At 61.7% G+C, this 18102-nt stretch carries 20 protein-coding genes; 19 read left to right on the forward strand and 1 reads right to left on the reverse strand.

All coding sequences use genetic code 11. The annotated features are described in order from the left end of the window. Positions 1–2: 2 nt before the first annotated feature. From pilO2 to pilV, 8 genes are all read left to right on the forward strand, one after another. On the forward strand, positions 3–1253 hold the full coding sequence (gene pilO2, locus FPJ27_RS35735) for a type 4b pilus protein PilO2 (RefSeq protein ID WP_204426480.1): 1251 nt from the start codon (positions 3–5) through the stop codon (positions 1251–1253). Next, positions 1250–2941 carry an ATPase, T2SS/T4P/T4SS family gene (locus FPJ27_RS35740; protein WP_204426481.1) on the forward strand — a complete coding sequence of 564 codons (1692 nt, stop codon included), beginning with the start codon at positions 1250–1252 and terminating at the stop codon, positions 2939–2941. Before pilO2 ends, FPJ27_RS35740 begins: the two co-directional genes overlap by 4 nt. Next, on the forward strand, positions 2938–4038 hold the full coding sequence (locus FPJ27_RS35745; protein ID WP_204426482.1) for a type II secretion system F family protein: 1101 nt from the start codon (positions 2938–2940) through the stop codon (positions 4036–4038). Before FPJ27_RS35740 ends, FPJ27_RS35745 begins: the two co-directional genes overlap by 4 nt. Positions 4039–4090: 52 nt before the next feature. Further along, positions 4091–4585, forward strand: coding sequence for a type 4 pilus major pilin (locus tag FPJ27_RS35750; protein ID WP_204426483.1), 495 nt, complete (start codon positions 4091–4093; stop codon positions 4583–4585). 74 nt (positions 4586–4659) lie between these two features. Then, positions 4660–5688: an ATPase, T2SS/T4P/T4SS family gene (locus FPJ27_RS35755; protein ID WP_204426484.1), complete on the forward strand. Its 1029-nt coding sequence runs from the start codon at positions 4660–4662 to the stop codon at positions 5686–5688. Then, on the forward strand, positions 5689–6156 hold the full coding sequence (locus tag FPJ27_RS35760) for a hypothetical protein (RefSeq protein ID WP_204426485.1): 468 nt from the start codon (positions 5689–5691) through the stop codon (positions 6154–6156). Next, positions 6153–6467, forward strand: a complete 315-nt coding sequence (locus tag FPJ27_RS35765) for a hypothetical protein (RefSeq protein ID WP_204426486.1) — start codon at positions 6153–6155, stop codon at positions 6465–6467. Before FPJ27_RS35760 ends, FPJ27_RS35765 begins: the two co-directional genes overlap by 4 nt. Positions 6468–6470: 3 nt before the next feature. Beyond that, the gene (pilV, locus tag FPJ27_RS35770; RefSeq protein ID WP_204426487.1) at positions 6471–7772 is read left to right on the forward strand and encodes a shufflon system plasmid conjugative transfer pilus tip adhesin PilV; all 1302 of its coding nucleotides are present in this window, start codon (positions 6471–6473) and stop codon (positions 7770–7772) included. Between the two features lie 48 nt (positions 7773–7820). On the opposite strand, the gene FPJ27_RS35775 is transcribed toward pilV, so the two are convergent. Beyond that, positions 7821–8858, reverse strand: a complete 1038-nt coding sequence (locus tag FPJ27_RS35775; protein ID WP_204421199.1) for an IS630 family transposase — start codon at positions 8856–8858, stop codon at positions 7821–7823. Here FPJ27_RS35775 and FPJ27_RS35780 point away from each other — a divergent pair. The 11 genes from FPJ27_RS35780 (at position 8828) to FPJ27_RS35830 (ending at position 17969) form a co-directional block, all read left to right on the forward strand. Beyond that, on the forward strand, positions 8828–9727 hold the full coding sequence (locus FPJ27_RS35780) for a hypothetical protein (protein WP_204426503.1): 900 nt from the start codon (positions 8828–8830) through the stop codon (positions 9725–9727). The genes FPJ27_RS35775 and FPJ27_RS35780 overlap by 31 nt on opposite strands. A gap of 88 nt (positions 9728–9815) precedes the next feature. Beyond that, positions 9816–10973, forward strand: a complete 1158-nt coding sequence (locus FPJ27_RS35785) for a CAP domain-containing protein (protein ID WP_204426488.1) — start codon at positions 9816–9818, stop codon at positions 10971–10973. Positions 10974–10984: 11 nt separating this feature from the next. Continuing rightward, the gene (locus FPJ27_RS35790; protein ID WP_204426489.1) at positions 10985–11293 is read left to right on the forward strand and encodes a DUF3717 domain-containing protein; all 309 of its coding nucleotides are present in this window, start codon (positions 10985–10987) and stop codon (positions 11291–11293) included. Beyond that, positions 11290–11916 carry a hypothetical protein gene (locus FPJ27_RS35795; protein WP_204426490.1) on the forward strand — a complete coding sequence of 209 codons (627 nt, stop codon included), beginning with the start codon at positions 11290–11292 and terminating at the stop codon, positions 11914–11916. Before FPJ27_RS35790 ends, FPJ27_RS35795 begins: the two co-directional genes overlap by 4 nt. A gap of 2 nt (positions 11917–11918) precedes the next feature. Further along, positions 11919–12626 (forward strand): lytic transglycosylase domain-containing protein, encoded by a 708-nt coding sequence (locus FPJ27_RS35800; protein WP_204426491.1) that lies wholly within the window; start codon positions 11919–11921, stop codon positions 12624–12626. Continuing rightward, a complete protein-coding gene (locus FPJ27_RS35805; RefSeq protein ID WP_204426492.1) occupies positions 12623–12946 on the forward strand; it encodes a hypothetical protein in 324 nt (107 codons plus the stop codon). The genes FPJ27_RS35800 and FPJ27_RS35805 overlap by 4 nt, the downstream gene beginning before the upstream one ends. A 6-nt stretch (positions 12947–12952) precedes the next feature. After that, positions 12953–13402, forward strand: a complete 450-nt coding sequence (locus tag FPJ27_RS35810) for a VirB3 family type IV secretion system protein (RefSeq protein WP_204426493.1) — start codon at positions 12953–12955, stop codon at positions 13400–13402. 58 nt (positions 13403–13460) lie between these two features. Then, positions 13461–15866 carry a transporter gene (locus FPJ27_RS35815; protein ID WP_204426494.1) on the forward strand — a complete coding sequence of 802 codons (2406 nt, stop codon included), beginning with the start codon at positions 13461–13463 and terminating at the stop codon, positions 15864–15866. 89 nt (positions 15867–15955) lie between these two features. Next, a complete protein-coding gene (virB5, locus tag FPJ27_RS35820; RefSeq protein WP_239483402.1) occupies positions 15956–16627 on the forward strand; it encodes a P-type DNA transfer protein VirB5 in 672 nt (223 codons plus the stop codon). A 29-nt stretch (positions 16628–16656) separates the two neighbouring features. Further along, the gene (locus FPJ27_RS35825; protein WP_204426395.1) at positions 16657–17592 is read left to right on the forward strand and encodes a type IV secretion system protein; all 936 of its coding nucleotides are present in this window, start codon (positions 16657–16659) and stop codon (positions 17590–17592) included. A 17-nt stretch (positions 17593–17609) separates the two neighbouring features. Continuing rightward, the gene (locus FPJ27_RS35830; protein ID WP_204426396.1) at positions 17610–17969 is read left to right on the forward strand and encodes a hypothetical protein; all 360 of its coding nucleotides are present in this window, start codon (positions 17610–17612) and stop codon (positions 17967–17969) included. The last annotated feature ends 133 nt before the right edge of the window (positions 17970–18102 follow it).

Raw genomic sequence — 18102 nt, forward strand, 5'->3', positions numbered from 1 at the left:
CGATGCTCACGATCGTGACGCTTCCCGAATTGTCCGCGCGCTTTGCGCTCGGCCTCACATGGGAGCATGAGCCAGTCAAGCCGAAGCCCGCATCGGTACGCGAGCGAGCAAAGCGGCTCGGCCGTTTCGGTGTTGTGCGCCACACGGCAACCGGCGTGTACCAGGTCGGCTATGGCGAACTGCCGCCCGGCACGAAACGCGCGAGCCGCATTCGGGCGCTCGCGAGTCTCGCGGCCGAGCAGTATCCGTCGCCGTGGATGGGCGTGTTCAAATTGACCGACGACGCGTATTGGCTGATCGCTGTTCGCGACGGTGAAATCGTCCCTGGTGGCGATCACTTCGGCGATCGGGACGATGTAATCGCCGCCCGCAATGCTCTTCGGGCGCAAGAAAGCTGGCACGAGCGCGATGGTACCGTCCTGCAGCTGGCAGAGATCGTCGGGCTTGCGACCCCTGAGCGCGGATTGCGCGATCTTCAGGCGGCGGTGCCGCAGGTCGTCTGGGCTGTATCAGCGGCGGTGGCCGCCACGGTCGTCGGTGTGGCGGTCGCTCTGTGGTTCGCGCACCAACAGGAGCAGCAGCGACTCGCGGAGTTGCAGCGGAAGGCCGACGCCCGGCGTGCGCAGCGCGAGGCCGAAGCGGCGATTCTGCCGTGGACGAAGCTGCCTGCACCGTCGGCGCTGCTGAGTGCCTGTGCAAGCGCTTGGCACGATCAAAAGCTCGCGCGTCGCGGTTGGACGATCGCCGCCTGGCGCTGCGAGCAACAAGGTGAGACGCTGGCGCTCACCGTAAATTGGACCCGCGCGGGCGGGACTGCGCTCGACGCGCCCGGTGTGCTGGTGGATGCTGACCATTCGCAGGAGTCAGAGACGCGACTTGCGGCCTGGTCGTCGTCATCGGCACCAGCCGTCCTTGCCGATCTCGCCCGCCGCACGATCTTGACGTTCTCGCAAACGCGCGACGTGGTGCTCACGCTGGAACCTCCGCCGAAGCCTGATACGAATGGGAAAGCGGGCGACGTGGAAGTGTTGCCCTGGCAAGCGCGTGACGCGGCTTTTACCTCTGATGCACCGCTTTGGGTCCGACGCAGCGCGGACCTTGATGCGGTGCCCGGCCTGCGGCTTGCGTCGGTCGGATACGACGTTGCCAAGTCCGCGTGGACCGCCAAGGGCACTTTGTACGCGTGGACGAAGCTCCCTGCGGTATCTGCCGCGCCGCAGCCGTTGCCGGTTCCTGCAGGAGCAAAGACATGAAGTCGCCACGGACGCTGATGGCAGCGGATACGATGGCGCTGATCGCGCCGGACGTCTCCGCGTCATCGCCAGTGAACCTCGCGCAGGAGCACGGCACCCGGCCCGATCGGGTCGACGTGCCTGAGCATCTGCAGGCGAGTGTTGTCGTTGCGATCCCGAGCGACGCGGATCGGGCTGAATCCGTAGTGATGTTGCAGATCGACCATCGTGTCAAGAGTTCCGCCGCTGTTCGAACCTGGCTGAAACGCCTCGACGAGCTGGCTATCAGCTATAGGACTGAGTTCGTTACGGTCGACGCGCTCGAGCGGGCGCGTCGTGAACACGTGAGCGTGCGGCGCAGCGACCCGACGCAAACCACGCAGGCCAGAGCGCTTTCGCTGTTGTCGCTGGCCGCGGCCGCCGGCGCCAGTGACGTCCACATCTTCGTCCGTCGCTGGCATACGGATGTGCAGGTGCGAATCAATGGCGACCTGTACACATCCGATGAATTCTCGATGCACGCGGAGGAAGGCCGACGACTGCGTGGTGCGATTTTTCAGGGCCTTGCGACGAACAAACCGCCAGAACTGAAACCGCTCGATTTTCAGGATGCGCAGATCGACGGCGAGAAACTCGCGGGCACCGGGCTATCCACGGTTCGAATCATCCGCGGGCCGTGCGTGCCAATTGAGCACGGCGGCGAATTCCTTGTGGCTCGCCTGCAACGCCGCCCGGGCTTGGGCACGACCATGTCGCGCCGGGACGCACTTCGAGCATTGCGGCTCCGAACCCCGACACGCCCCGAGCAACCAGAGAATGACCCCGCTTGGAAGGGGTTCGCGCCGGCACAAATTGACCGGTTGCGGCGGATCGCGCACCGGCCGAACGGGCTGGTCGCGCTGACAGGCCCAACCGGCAGCGGCAAGACGCAGGCGATCTTTCATATGGAGCGCTACTTGGCCCAGCGCTTCCCGGAACGTCGGCAGATCGCGATCGAAGACCCGCCCGAGTTCGAGAAGGAATGGGGCGGGCAACTAGTGGTTGGCGTGCATTCGTATATGGATTTGCTGCGCGAGACGCTGCGTATGGATCCGAACACGCTGATGATCGGCGAGCTGCGCGCGCCGGATGAGGCGCACACGGCGCTTGAAGCGGCGCTAACGGGCCGTCTCGTGCTGACCACGCTGCACGTCATCGACCCGTATTACTTCTTCGAGCGCCTCGAGGACATGGATCCGGAACGTCTATCGCGCCGCAATGCGTGCAACCCGGAAAAGGTAATCGCCGTGATCGGCATGAGGTTGCTACCGCGGTTGTGCGAGCACTGTCGCGTTCCGCTCGTCGACGCCGCAGATGATGCGGTGCCGGACGAAGTGCTCCGTGCACTCAACACGTGGGGCGACACGTTGAACGTCCATGTGCGCGGGCCCGGGTGCGAGCACTGCGATGGCCTGGGGACGGTCGGACGCGTGGTCGCTGCCGAGATAATCGAGATGGACGTCGCCTCGATGGCGAACCTCCGTACGCTGCCGGTCGACGAGGTGAAGCGTCGGCACCGGGCTCGGCCGGACGCTGACTATTCGATGCTGGCCTATGCGGTCGCGAACGTGCTGGCCGGGCGTGTCGATCCGAACGCAGCGCAATCTCAATTGAGCGTTGAGGCGCGCAACGGCGAACGACTGCCTACGTTCGAGGAGCTTGCATCGTGAATTGGTTCTCTTTTCCGCCGTTCGGATTCCTGTCACATCACCGCCCACGTCGAGAAAAGCCATTGTCGTGGGCGCTGCGGCTCCGAATTTACGAAGATGCGATTCAGTTGTTGCCGCAGGGACAGTCGCCTTCGCAGGTGCTGGCGCTGGTGCGTCTAAGCCTCCTGCATCGAAAGAAACGGGCAGCTGCCCAGCAGGTCCACCGCGTGTTCCTTGCCCTCGCCGACGGGGCGTCATTCGCGCAGGCGCTAGGCGTCGGATTGCCTGACATGGAGCGCAACGTGCTGGAGATCGGTGAGCGATCGAGCGAAGGCGGCCTACCGAAAGCGATGCAACAAATCATCGATACGCGCGCACGAATCCTCCGGATTCAGACCGTCGCCTGGTCGAGCATCGTCGATCCGATCGTGTACGTCATCTGCATGTACGGATTCTTCTATGTGGTCGGCGATCAGGTGACGCCGTCGATCGAACTGATGTTGCCTCGAGAGAAATGGACAGGTTGGACAGCACTGCTGGGCTGGTTCGGTGACCTCGGGCAAGGATTCGCGCCGGCCATCGCGGCGCTGCTGGCTGCAATGTTCGTGGCCGTGACAGTGAAGGCGTTACCGCGTTGGATTGCACGCGCACGGGTTTGGGTCGAGGAAGTGTACTTCGTGTTCACGGTGTACCGGGAGTTCGAAGGCACGCGCTGGATGCTGAATTTTGTCACCCAGGTCAAGGGTGGCGTGCCGCAGGCAGATGCGATTGCACAGCAGGTTCGCCGCGCGTCGCCCTGGCTCGCGTCGCGGTTGCGGCCGGTTTATCGCTCGCTCGTTGAGGGCCACCAGTTGGGCGATTCACTGCGGAGCTCGGGACTCGGCTTTCCATCGCCAGATCTGATCGAGCGAATCGCGACGTTGGATGGCGCCGAGGGTGGCGCTGATGCACTGGAGGCGCTTGCGCACTCTCATGCTGACATGCTCGAGAAGCGCATGCGCCGAATTTCGAAGACTGTCGGCGCTCTCTGTCTGATTGTGATTTTTATCATCATCGGCCTCGTGCAGGCCGCCAGTAACGGGATGATCGGGAACATGGCCGGCTCGATCGGGATGTAGGCACGGCGGTCGTCAATTTTGGGTAACGCGAGCGAAGCGTAGGAGAAAGGACATGGGTGACTTACTGGCGACCTGGTATGGGAAGTTGCTGGTGCTGTTGGGTATCGCAGCTGCTGCGGGCGTGATGTATGCCGCATCGGGGGGCAACAAGGTGTCGGCGCAGATCAGCGACATCACGATGCTGCAAGGTAGCGCGAGACAGCAGTTGGGCGAGACGCCCAACGGCTATATGAATTTCACGACGGGGAACGCGGCATACCTAATTCAGAACGGCATTGTGCCGCCTGGGATGGTGCGCAGCGGGAACCTGGTTGACAAGTGGGGCGGCGCAATCACGCTTGCACCGGCAAATAACAACGGGCACGCCGTGATCACGCTAGCCGGCATCAACAACCAGAAGGATTGCGGGCAGCTGCTGACGACCCTGCGCGACTACGACACGCTCGTGGTCGGGGGGACGACGTTTACGCGAAATGCATTGCCGGACGGCGTTTCCGCCGCGCAGGTGTGCAGTAACAACACCACGGTCGTGATCACGTTCAGCTGACGGAAGGCAGATTGGTCTTGCACGACGCAGTCGGTGCAAGACCAATCTGGGACTGCGGAATTGGAGAAATAGCGATGCTGTCGAATGACGCAGAGTTTGGGAAAACTGACCGGCGCGAGTGGACCGAAGGGGCCGGAGACGGCACGCTCACGGCGCTGAGTTTTTCGGACCTGTACCTTGAGGCCGGGGATTCAGCTTGGTTCAAGACCTACGCGAACGATCCGGTTCGCCACGAGATCGGGTACGACCAACGCGACGCAGTTGCAGAACTGAAGCGCCACCTTGAAACGACGGTCAAAAAGAACGACTTCAGACTGCATTGGGACGGCATGTCGATGCGCGGCGCGCGCTTTGAGACGGTCGCGGGCCCGCTGTACGTACTGCGCCGTCATGCGCCTGCGGCATTCCCGTTCGACACGCTCGGCTACGGCAAGCGTGTGGAAGATGCGTTGTTGGCGCCGGCGATGCGAGGTCGCGTCATCTTGATCTCGGGCGGGACGTCGAGCGGCAAGACGGTGGGGGCCACGTCACTGACGGTCGAGTGGATGAAGCGGTATGGCGGTGTGGGCTACACGATCGAGAACCCGATCGAAATGGACATCGAGGGTGTGTATCGAGGGGACCACGCGACCGGCACGCTGTATCAGAACGAGGTCGATGACGACACCGAGTTTGGCCCGGAAATTCGCCGCCGCCAGCGCGGAGCGCCCAACGTAATCATGGTTGGAGAGCTTCGTACTGCCGATGCGGTTGTACAGGCGTTCCTTGCAGCGGCATCAGGCGTCCTGGTGATCGCGACGTATCACGCGGCTGATCAGGTCACCGGTCTGCAGCGCCTCGCGAACATGGTACGAGACGCCGGCGCAGATTCTGGTCTGTTCGCACACGCGATCGGCGCCGTGATTCATCAGCAGCTGCAGCTGTCTGAGCGCGACGGCGAAACACATCGCGAATTGCACGTCACGCCGCTGATCGTCGCCGGTTCGCGCAACGAGAAAGGTATCCGGTCGCAGCTGCAAGGCACGGATTACAGGCAGCTGCCGACAGAGGCAGATCGTCAGAGGCGCGTGATGAACAGCGCGTCATCGGACGTGGAGTTCTAAATGGGCAAGCTGATGCCGTTCGTCGTGGTGATGGTCGCGATGGGGCTGATTGCCGAGGCGCAGCGCGAGGTCAGTCGCGTCGCTGGATCTGACGCGCGCGCAGAAAGCGTCGCCCAGACGCGTGCCGTGCAGGCGGAGGTGTTTGCCACCGCCTGCGTGGCGAGTGCCCAAGGCCAACCTGGCGTGGTGAGCGACGCAATGGCTGTGACCTGGCCGACAGGAATGACGGCGGTCAACGGCTCGATCTGCGCGACGAGCCGGGACGGCACGGGCCGGATGGTGTATGCGGGACTACCGACGAAGCCGGGGGCGGCCGGTGTCCTTATGGAGCGCCTGGACAACCCGGCGTTTTGGTATGCCGTGCCGGTCAGTGGTACTGCGAAGGCGCTGTCGAGTGGGCAGACGATCAATGTGCCGACGTTGTTCCCGGCCGGAACGCTGCTTTTTCAAGGAAGGGTGACGCCGTGACCAGGAAACTGGAGAAGGAGTCGGCAGCTATCGTACCGACGCACTTGGAACGGATCCTTTTGGGGAGCGTGCTGCTGGCGCTCAGATTCGCCACGATGGCCTTTCTCTACCAATGGGCGTTTGCGCCGGCGATCGCGGAGGTTTCGGAGGCGCCGTCTGGTGCGATCGCGGTTCGAATCATGCCGGCGCTTGTCGTTGCGATGGTCGCCGTGTTTGGCGTGGTTCAGCTTTGCGACTGCGTTGGCTGGCTTGTCCGCGGCTTAGCCGAATACGTAGTCGCGCGGCGTACACGCGTCGGACGGCAGGGGTAAGCAATGGGCGAAATCCTTGGTAGTTTGGCCGGTACGCTGATGTGGCTCACGATGGCCTCGGCGCTGTTCGTGTGGCTGCAGCATGCCGCCGACGCGATTCAGGTTGCTGGTGCGGCGACTCAGTCTCAGGTCATGGCAGCGGCCCTTGGCCGCTACGTCAAGGATCACGGCGCTGAGCTCGCCGCGCTTGCGACACCAGCACAACCGGCAAACGTGACAGTTTCCGACTTGACGGCTGGCGGCTACCTTCCGTCTGGCATGAGTACGGCGAACGTGTTCCGCCAGCAATGGTTGGCGCAGGTTCTTCAGCCGCAGCCCGGCAAGCTGCAAACGATGTTGTTTACGACGGGCGGGACCGCCATTCCGCCGAGCAAACTGGTACCGCTCGCGTCGCAGTCGAGTGGACGCGGCAACCTTGGCGGGTTCGTTCCGTATGCGAACCAGGCGGGTGACGCGACGATGCAGCCGACCGTGGCGATCGGCACTGGCGGGTCATTCCGCCAGGCGCTCGCTGGTTACTCAAATCCCGGGAGCGGTCATCTCGCGATGATGGTCGGCGTCGGCGACGCGCCGAGCGACAACGGATACCTATATCGGGTCGACATGAAGCCGGGGCGGCCCGACCTGAATGCGATGCAGACGGATTTGAGCATGACGGACATGGGCGGAGCGCAGCACAGCATCAACGGCGCGGACGTGGTCAACGCAAACGCATTTCGCCTCGCGAACGGCGCGGGAATGAATGGCGACCAGGGTGGGTCGCTCGAGCTGGGCGACATGAGTGGCACACATCCGGGCCAAGCGCCCTACGTCGATTTCCATTACGGCGGTAAGGGTGCGCAGGATTTCAACATGCGCGTGATGAATGACGGCGACAACCATCTGATGGTCAGCGGTGCCAACGGGAAGGGGTCGCTCGGCGTCCAGGGTACGTTGCAGGCGGGAAATATTGCGGACGCTGGTGCGGCGTGTCCGTCGAACGGGGCGATTGCAGCGAATAGCGACGGGTCAGGGCAGATTCTGTCCTGCCAGTTCCACGTCTGGATGCCGATCGGCGGCCGCTGGTTACGTTACGGCTATTACACCGTCTACGACGCGTGGTGGGTGCCGGCACCGACCTGTCCGAACGGCGGATCAATGCAGATTCAAGTGACGCCGCAGAACTTAAGGGTGAACGAAACCAGCGTCGTAAATGCAGGGCCGGCGACGTGGACAGGCAATGGGTGGCAGGTCCACTTGACTGATGGTGTCGGAAACGGGATTCCCGGAGCGCAGGGAATCGCCGCGACGTACTGCGCGTACTGACGAACGAGGACTGAATCATGTTATTGATCAGAAATATTTGATCTTGAATCAAGCTGCATAGCGGATGGGTTTATGCATGAAATAACGAGTAACCCGTTGCGGCGACTTCTGAAGCCGTCGCAAATGGCTGATAGCGGCTTTCTTCAGATGCCCCTTGGTCCGAGCGGGAGCCTGGCGTGTGATGCTGGCCTTCAAATCGGCGTTGAGCATCTCGTCGGGATTGAGCTCCGGGCTGTACGAGGGCAGGTAGAACACTTCGATCTTGTCGGCATGTTCAGCCAGCCACGCCTTGACCAGCTTGGCGTGATGAACCTTCAGGTTGTCGAGGATCAGAAACACCTTTTTGCTCCGCATGTCTTTGATCAGTCGCTTCAAGAAGTCGATCAGGATGTCGGCGTTCATCGCGCCTTCGAACACTTTCCAGCGCACCTGGCCGCGGTTCGTCACGGTCGACATGATCGACAGCCCTTCGCGTTTGCTCATGACACGCCGCTCGGGTGTCTTGCCGATCGGCGCGTAGGAGCGCCCGCGCACATCGTCGGAACGCAAGCCCGTCTCGTCGCCCCACTGGATTTCCGCACCTTCGGTCTGCGCACGGCGCGCAATCTCCGGATACGTCTCGTTCAACCACGTCTGAACCGCCTGCGGCTTTTGTTCGTACGCCCGCTTCAGCGGCTTTTGCGGCGTAAAGCCCCAGCGTGCCAAGTACAGACCGACGCCCTGCAGCGTGAGCGTGCGACCCGTACGTTGTCGAATCAACTCCCGCACGGCGTGGCGGGTCCACAGCGCAAACGGCATCTTCAACTGATCCGGCATTTGATCGCGCATCAACACACGCACCTCGATCTCCTGTTGCTCCGTCAGGGCGCGCTTCTGGGTGACGGCACGCCCGCTCGGCTTGTCACGCAAGGCTGCCGTGCCTTCCTGCACGTAACGCTTGCATATATCGAACACACCCGTTCGCGACAGATCGGTAAGTTGGGCGATCTCGTCGTAGGTCATCCCGCCTTCCCGGAGGGCGATCACCTGTCGACGCCGTTCTTCGCGCGCTTCGCGTGGAAGCGATCTCATGTCTCGTTTTTCCATGCTCAAAACGTGAGGGCTTATTTTCCAATTTCAAGATCAAATGTTTCGAATCAATACGCAACGATAGCAACGAAGCCCGCCGAGATGCGAGTCCCGGACTCGGGCGTCTCGCGCGGCCGCTGCTCGCGCTGATCACGATCTCGGTCGCGGCTGGTCTGTGGACGCTGCACGCGCGCGCCACGCCAGTCGTGTGCTCATCGGGTTACCAGGACAACACGTGCCTCACACCGATCCGGCACGATCCGATCCCCGCCCCGCAGTGTGCACAGGGTCCCGGATGGGTCACAACAGGTAGCGCCGTTTGGCAGGGTTCGCACTGGAGTCAGCCGCAGTGCAGCTATCAGGCACCGCCGAGCTGTCCTGCCGGCATGTTGCAGACGGCAGCGCCGGCGCGGACCGGTTCGCAATGGACGCAGCCCGGTTGCCAGTCTGTTCCGCCGCCGGTGGTCGATCCGATCGCCCAATGCGCACAGGCCATCGCGCAACGCCAAAGCGCGTACGGAATCTCGGATGCGAATGCCGCGACGGATCCCCCTGTCCTCGAGGCCAACAACACGATGCGTTGGCATTACTGGACCGCGAACAACTACAGCGATTGGAAGATCACCTGGAACGGCGTGTACGCGCCCGCGAAGCAAAGCGGGAATCTGTTTTCGTTCACGACGAATGGGCACTTCGTGGTTGTTAAGGGAGCGCGTCTCGATTACGGCGTCGACCCGAGCTCGGGCATGGAACAGCAGAATTTTGTGGCGGCTGTTTGTGAAGCCGATCCGAATACAGGGGCGGTTATTGGGATCCATCAAGCGTTCGGCTTTGCACGATGCGGTGGCAAGCAACCGGAAAGCTGGACCGGTCCGTGTGGAGGGTGACCAGTTGGTCATCGCAGTGAGGTTGTAGTGGGTTGAATGCAGCAAACGATCTTTAACGTTAAGTAAAAAACTCAATCGAGGGGCTTTTATGAATACCGAAACGAACGTCATCAAGTTGGCCGTGATCGCTGTTGCTGCAGCTTTTGCATTGTCCGCATGCGGTGGTGGTGGCGGCGACGGTGGTAGTAGCGGCTCGACCGGCGGTGGCTCGCAACCGACAACTCCGGCCGGGCCGTCGGCACCAGGTGGCCCGACATCGGTACCGCCGCAGACCAGCGTGCCTGCTCCGACGTATGGCAGCGATTCGGCCAGCGCGACGATCTTCGGCCAGCTGAATTCCTATCGTCAGGCGATGGGCGTCGGCCTGATGAAACAGGACGCGGTGCTGGATAAGGCAGCCATCGCGCATGCAAACTATGGGCTGCAAAACGTTCCGAATCGCGCGATTTCGGTTCTGGGCCACGACGAAAACACGTCCCTTCCGGGCTATACCGGAGCGTCGCCGGTTCAACGGGCGCAAGCGGCCGGCGCACCGTCGACGGAATGGGTCGGTGAAGTCGCTTTCAGCGGCTACGGGCCGGTCGTTCAAACGACAGGCGCAGATTGCGCCAATACTTGGCTCAACAGCGTCTATCACCTGCAGGGCGTGACCGCGAACTCGGAAAGTATGGGTGTGGGTGTTGCAACGAAGGTGACGACGCCGTCGGCCGGGCAGCAGCCGGCAATGTGGGCGTTCTGCGTCCTCGACATGGGGACGACGACGGGTGTTCCTGGCGCGCCGAATCTCAGTGTGCCGACGCAAACGAACTCGATTCCTTCGAGCGGTGGACAGCAGTTCGCGACGAACCTGATTGCTCACGCGCCGTACAGCGACGAGACGGGTGTGGCGACAGCGCTGACGCTTGGCGAAGTCCCGAACCCGGCACCAGATCTGGGTGCGCCTGGTCGGCCCATCATGGTCCGCGTGAACGCGGCCGCCGGAAACACGCTTACGGTTTCGAACTTCCAGCTTGTCGACAACACTGGCGCGGCCGTGTCCGCTCGCATTCTCGTTCCGCAAGGTGCGGTGGCGGGGTCGACCGCGTCTGTTACGGCTGACCCGAACAACGGACTTTCGCCTGGGGTTGCCTTTCTGCTGCCGCTCGCGCAGCTGAAGGCCAATACGAAGTACACGGTGACGTTTTCTGGTGCCCGCGACGGCACGCCGATGTCAACGTCCTGGTCCTTCACTACCGGCGCGCAATAAGGAGCGGTGTGATGCCACGGCCCATTCGATCCGATCAGGCACGAACTCCTGCTCGTGCCAAAGAAGCATCGGCCGATACTCCGATCACGCTGCTTCAGGTAGAGGCGGCGATCAATCGGCTGCGCCGGCGTCCTCCGGAGGTTCGTACTGCCGGTTATGCCTACGACCTGCATGAACATCAGCGCAAGCAGCTCGAAGAACTGTACCGGCGCATGGTCTCGTCTCGCACCCATGTGGTTCCGCTTATGCAGGTGCCGGCGTCGGCCAGAGGTTGTTTCCATGCATGGCCTGATGCATCGGCCGCGGGAGCGCGGACATGAAGAAATCTTGCTTGAAACACGCGGCCGTGCTCACTGCAGCCGCGCTCGTCACGCTCTTTCCGGCACGAATGGCCCTGGCTGACGGATGGGGGTGTCAGGTATTGCTTTGCCTTTCTGACCCGCGCGGACCCGAGTCGGAGAAGGAGTGCGTCCCGCCGATAGAGAAACTGTGGGACGCGCTGCGGCACGGCAACCCGTTTCCGACCTGCGACCTCGTTGCGTCACTCGCGAGCCTCCCTGCGGACCTTATCGATGCATTTGAGCCGGGAACGCTGGAGAGTTACGGAAAGGGATCCGTGGCGGCGAACACTTGGGCCAGCGGTGGATATTGCCGCAAGGATCTGGTGGGCTGGGGCGGACACGAGCAGAGTGAACTTGTCTGCCATGCGTCCGGTGCGATAAACGTAATGATCAACGGACAGTTGCATACGCGTGTGTGGTGGGGTGTGAACGGTGGCGGACTGATCGGAAACGTTCCGGGTACCGCGCACACCATCACCGAGACCTACACGGGCCCGACGCCGTATCCAGCGTATGACCCAACAAAGGCTGGCGCGGAGTTCCTGAAGGAATACCAGCAACGTTCGGATCAGGGGTTCTTTGGCGCAGGCGGGAGGCACTGACCATGATGCCGATCGATCTTCCCGTACTCGCGTCGACGTGCGCGCCGGCTGTCCACCCGGTGACGATCGCAGCCGTCGTGCGCAACGAATCAGCTGCCAACCCGTTTGCGATCGGGGTCGTCGGCGGCCACCTCGCGCGCCAACCGCGCACGAGGGCAGAAGCGGAAGCGACCGCTGCGGCGCTCGAGCGAGCTGGCTGGAACTACAGCGTCGGTCTCGCGCAGGTGAACCGGGCGAACTTTGCCCGATACGGCCTGGCTGGCGGCGCTGCATTCGATCCGTGCGCGAATCTGCGCGCGGGAAGCGAGATCCTCGCCGACTGTTACCGACGTGCGTCGATCGAAGCGGGCCCTGGGCAGCGGGCGTTGCGCCATGCCCTGTCCTGTTACTACAGCGGCAACACGCGGCGCGGATTCAAGATCGAGGCTGATGGCACGAGTTACGTGCAGCGTGTCGTCGCGCAGGCGCAACCGCCGGCGCAACAAGGTGCGGCGGAGAAACCGCCGGCTGCACCAGTCACGACGAGCGGCTCAGCGACGGCGGATGGACCTGCGGCCACCGTGCCCGCCATCGCGGTGGTGCCGGATGGGTCGCCAATACGACGAGTGAAACGCGTGTCGAAGGGCGACGCATCGGCGAACACACCGGCGAAGCGGTCGGGGTGGGATGTATTCGGGGATTTTGGAACAACCAAGGAGAACCAGGAATGAACTATTTGAAGAAACTCTTTGCGCCGGTCGACCGGCGATGGGTGCGGGACACGCTGCTGGCGCTTGCCTTGACAGGCGTCGCCGTCGTCGCCCAGGCGGGCGGCATGGATGCAGGCACGCAAGGTCTCTCGACCTTGCAGGTCTGGTTGTATTCGTGTGCAGCGATTGTCGCGGCGTGCTACCTGATTTACTCGGGCGTCCAGTGTTTTGAAGGCGGCGGAAACTGGGTGAAAGATTTCGGGACCTCGTGCATCAAAGTGTTTGTTTGCGGCGCGGCCGTGGTGCTGGCCGGCTATCTGTTCTCGGCCGGCGGGAGCTGATTGGCGATGAGCACCGAGAAGACCCTGTACCCGTCCTATGCAGGTTTGAACCGAACCGCGATGCAGTGGGGCATTCCGCTGCTGCCCGGCCTCGCCGTGTTCGTCGTAAGCCTGTTCGCCTCTCTGATCGGTGCCGCCTTCATGGGCCCCGGGGGATTCGTCCTTGGTCTGCCGGGTGTGCCGATCATCTTGTATTTCAAGCATGTATGCACCACCGACGATCAGGCGTTGCGAATTACGTGGTTCGAGCTTCTCTGCGTGCTCCGTCGTAAGCATGTATCGCTGTTCGGCAAGACGTACACGCTCGTACCAATGCGTTACGGCCGTACGTATCGTCAGATTCGCCAACAGTTGGCTCGACCGCTCGCGCTCGAGCTTCAAGAGCGATTCGTCGAGCGGTTCAAAGCGGAGCTCGAAGCCGAGCGGCGGGCATTGGAAGCGGAGGAAGTGCAGTGATGAAGCGCGAGATCTATTTGAACCGTCAGGTCCGGGGCTCGGGAGGTGTGACGTGCTGATGAGTGAAGTGATGAAGAATCAGCCGGCTATCGAGGAGTTGATGCCCAAGATCGGGCGACCGATCTCGGAGATCGTCACCAGCTACGAGGATGATCGCGCTGCGATCGTCGTCCGCCTGGCGGGGATCCCATTCGAGTCGGTGCCGACCGTGGAAATCGAATCCCATTTCGAAGCGCTGAACCGCTTTCTGGCAGCGCTCGTCATGGACAAGGGTAACCGTCTTGGGATGTGGTGCACATTCACGCGCCGGCGGGTGACCTTCGACGACGAATACGCGTTTTCGTCGCGTTTCATGCAACGTCTGGCGGACAAGTATCTGAAGCGGTTTCAAAACGGCAACTACTTCGAGAACGCGTTCTACATTACGTTCATCCTCAAGGGTGACGATCTGCGGGAGCTGATCCCGGAACTGCACGAGATGGCCGAGACGATCGACAAGGCGTTGGCGATCTACGATCCGGCCTTCCTGCGCGTGGTCGAGCGGCACGGGGTCATGTTCAGCGAGCCTCTCGCGTTCTTTGCAGAACTGCTGAACGGTGTCGATGAGCCGATTCCTGTCACCGCGTCGACCGGTCGCGAGATTATCCCCTCGGCCATGCACCATTTTCACTACGACGTGCTGGAGGTTCGAGCCGCGCACAAGACACGGTATGCCATGTGCTATGACTTGAAGGATCTCCCGCGGATGGGCTGGGGCCATCTGAACCCGATGTTGACCCTGCCGGTCGAGTTTACGCTCACGATATCGTTCATCGGCATGGGGAACTACGAGGCGCTGTCGAAAATCGCCGACCAGGCCAACAAGCTCAGTTCGGTGGAAGACAAAGCGGTGCATCAACGCGACGAGCTTGAAGAAGCGCAAGCCTTGATCGCTGGCCGGGATTTGGCGTTCGGCGAATACCACGCTGCGCTCGTGGTGTATGGAGATACCGCCAAGAAAGCGATCGACAACGGCGCGTTCGCTTCGAGCAAATCCCTGAACGAATGCGGCCTGCGGTGGATCAAGGCCACCCTTTCCGCGCCGATCACGTTCATGAGCCAAATTCCGGGAGCGAAAGACAAGCCGCGCCCGATGCCGAAATCGACACGCAACCTCGCGTCTACGTTCAGCCTCCACAATTACTCGACCGGCAAGGCACGTGGCAATCCCATCGGCGACGGCACGGCCGTGATACCCCTGCAGACCGAAGCGAAGGGGCTGTACAGCTTCAACTTCCACGTTACGAAGAACGACGAGAACAACACGGGCGAGAAGATCGCCGGCCATACAGTTGCGATCGGCGATACCGGCGAGGGCAAGACAACGCTTCAGGAAATGCTCGTCGGCTTCCTGGACCGCTTCAATACGAAGATGTTCGCGCTCGACATGGATCGCAGCATGCAGATCTTCATGGAGGAGCTCGGAGGCGTCTACTTCCCGCTGCGTGCGGGCGAACGCACCGGCTTGGCGCCCTTCGCGCTGCCAAAGACTGCGCGCAACCTCGAATTTCTTTACGACCTGGTCGGATCCTGCGGCCGGGATGAATACGGCCGTTTGAGCGTTGAAGATACGCGTGCGATCAAACTGGCCGTCGACGCCGTGTATTCGCTCACGAACGTGCGCGATCGGCGCTTCTCGCGGCTTCTTGAGAGCATTCCCGATACTGGCGAGGGGTGCCTGGCTCGGCGTCTCGGGGTTTGGTGCGAATCGCAAGGTGGGCGCTTCGCCTGGGCGCTCGACAATGCGTCGGACACCGAGATCGACATGGCGCAGTTCCATCGTATCGGGTTCGATGTCACGGACTTCCTGAAGAAAGATTACGCGCCAACCGAACCTGTATTGGCGTTCCTGCTGTATCTGAAGAGCCTGATGCAGGTGCGCGGTGGGTTGCTCGCCACGATTATCGAAGAGTTCTGGTTGCCGCTGTCGTATCCGACGACGCAGAAGATGATCGAACGCAGCCTGCGGGTGGGCCGACGCGCGGACGAGTTCGTGATCCTCGTGTCGCAGACGCCTGACGAAGTGCTGAAGAGCCCGATTTGCGGCGCCATCATGCAACTCACGGCGACGAAGATCTTCCTGCCGAACCCGAGCGCGACGCGCGCAAGCTACGGCGAGCTCATGACCGACCGCGAATTCACCGAATTCAAACGCATCTGTACGAAGGGCTCGCATACGTTCCTGATCAAGCAAGGCAACCAGTCGGCGTTCGCGACGCTCGACCTGCGCGGTTTTTCTGACGAGCTCTCCGTCCTCTCGGCGAACCTCGAGAACGTCGCGATCTGGGAGGAGGCAGGCCTCGAAGCCGACGGCGATCCGGAACTGCGAATGGAGTTGTTCCAGGCACGCCGGAAGGGCAAGCGCGACCGGAAACCGATGTCAGCGGACAACGGGCAGACAGCAGTCACGGAAGGTGCGGGATGAACGGCAACTGCAGGAATTCGATCTGACGTTGATGTAGCGGATGGAATGAAACGGATCATGCCGATGGGGTGTCGGCGAGGAGAACCAGCATGAGCACGATGAATATCAAGAAAGGGGTTGTTGCTGCCGTGATCACTGCAGCAATGATCGGCGCTATGCCGTCGATCGCGTCGGCACAGACCGGGCCGGGGATTCCGACGTTTGACCTTGCGAGCGTCGCCCAGGCGATCGCTACGGTCAAGCAGCTGAAGATGCAGTACGACCAGGTCGTGAATCAAATCAACATGATCAAGGGCAATCGCGGACTTGGGATGATTTTCAACAACCCGGCGCTGCGCAACTACCTGCCCGACAACTGGAAGTCGATTTACGACCTCGCGAATGCGGGCCGGCTGAACGGAATCTCGGGCGTGGCCGACGAGATCATGCGGCAGGAAGGCATGACGGTGAACGCGTCGATGGCGCCTGGCGTGTCGCGCTACATCACTACGCTCGCGACCAACAAGGCGATCACGCAGAAGGCGTACGACGCGGTGATCGAGCGCCTGCAGAACATCCAGTCGCTTATGCAGCAGTCGGATACGACGCAGGACCCGGCGGCAAAGGCAGATCTCGCGAACCGGTTCGCCGCCGAAAACGCACAGATCCAGTCCGAACAGACGCGCCTGAATCTCGTACAGCAGTTGCAGGCCGTCGAAGAGAAGCTTGCTGCGCGCCAGGCGAATCAGGCCGTCATGAACAAGATGACCGCCGACGAGTGAGCAACGGCTAACCTGAACAGGTGACGATCATGGCAATCGACGTTTTCACTACGATGGAGCAGGGGTTCGACGAATCGATCCTGCAAACCATTAACAGCGGCTCGTCGCAGATTATCTCGATGATCTCCCCGCTCGTGTCGGCGGGCTTTGGGATCTATGTCCTTCTGGTGATGGTTTCGTACATGCGCGGTCACGAGGAGCTCCCGATCGTCGATTTCCTGTTGAAGGCGTGCGGCTGGCTGGTCGTCCTCGTGTGCGGGATGAACATCCAGTACTACAGCCAGTACATCGTGCCGTTCTTCAATGGCTTTGGCGACGATATCGCGAAGGCGATCACGCACGGGAATTCCGGCATGTCGGCGCTAGACAACCTGCTGAATCTCTACGTGACGGCGATACAGAACGGGTTCAAGCAGATGAATCCCGGCATCTTCGAGGTCGGGGTCTGGATCGAGCTGATCTCGCTTTCGTTTGCGCTGCTATTCGTCGGAACGATTTTTCTGGGAATCGCTTGTGCGTTCATCATTCTCGCGAAGTTTGCATTGGGTCTGCTTCTCGCGTTGGGGCCGATGTTCGTTGCCTGTGCACTATTCCCGCCGACGCGCCGGTTCTTCGATGCTTGGGTCGGACAGTGTGTGAACTACGGAATCCTGGTCGCCCTATTCGCAGCAGCCGGTGCAGTCGAAGTGAACTATGCAACGAGCCATCTGCCGACGAGCTTCTCGGCGAGCGACTACATGCTGACGTGGGTGACGATCGCGAAGATCTGGGCGAGCGGAATCGTGTTCATCGTCGTGTCGCTCAACCTACCGTCGCTCGCCTCGCAATTGGCCGGTGGCGTTGGCATTTCGTCGATGGTTGGGAACATGAGCGGTGTAGCACGAGGCTTGGCGTCCGCGGCTAAGAAGTTGGGCGGAGCGGGCGGCGGAGGGCGCTCCGGTGGATCTATCGGCGCTCGGGCATGAAACAACGGGAGATTCAGATGAGAGTCCGCACTTTTACCCTCGCCGCGACGATAGCCGCCGTTGCCTTCGTCGCCGGTTGTCAGCCACGCAAGGGAGAGGAGTTCCAGGGTCGCTGGAAGCAGTTGCATCCGGATCAACGGTTCGGTGCCGATCTCGTGATCGAACGCGGCGATGATGGGTTCATCGTCACCAGCTGCCGGTTCGACGCAAAGAATCAGTGCGACCCGGCTGCGGCGTCGAGCCGCGTCCCGGCGATGCTCGTCAGCGGCATGCTGCAGATCAACATGGGTATTGGCGCCATCACCATCAGCTACTACCCGAAGACACAGCATTTGCAATACCGGGGCGACGAAAATGCGCGCGTCGCCGACAAGTGAAGCGGAGCCGATCATGCGCCATTGGATAGTCCGCCTGCTTACAGTCGTGCTGGTCAGCACGCTCGGAGCTTGCGCGTCGTCCTCGCACGAGCTTCCGTCGCCGAAGGGTGCGTGGGAGCCGGTGAACTGCGTG

The sequence above is a fragment of the Burkholderia sp. MS455 genome (assembly GCF_016899445.1).
GTDB classification, from domain to species: Bacteria; Pseudomonadota; Gammaproteobacteria; order Burkholderiales; family Burkholderiaceae; genus Burkholderia; species Burkholderia pyrrocinia_C.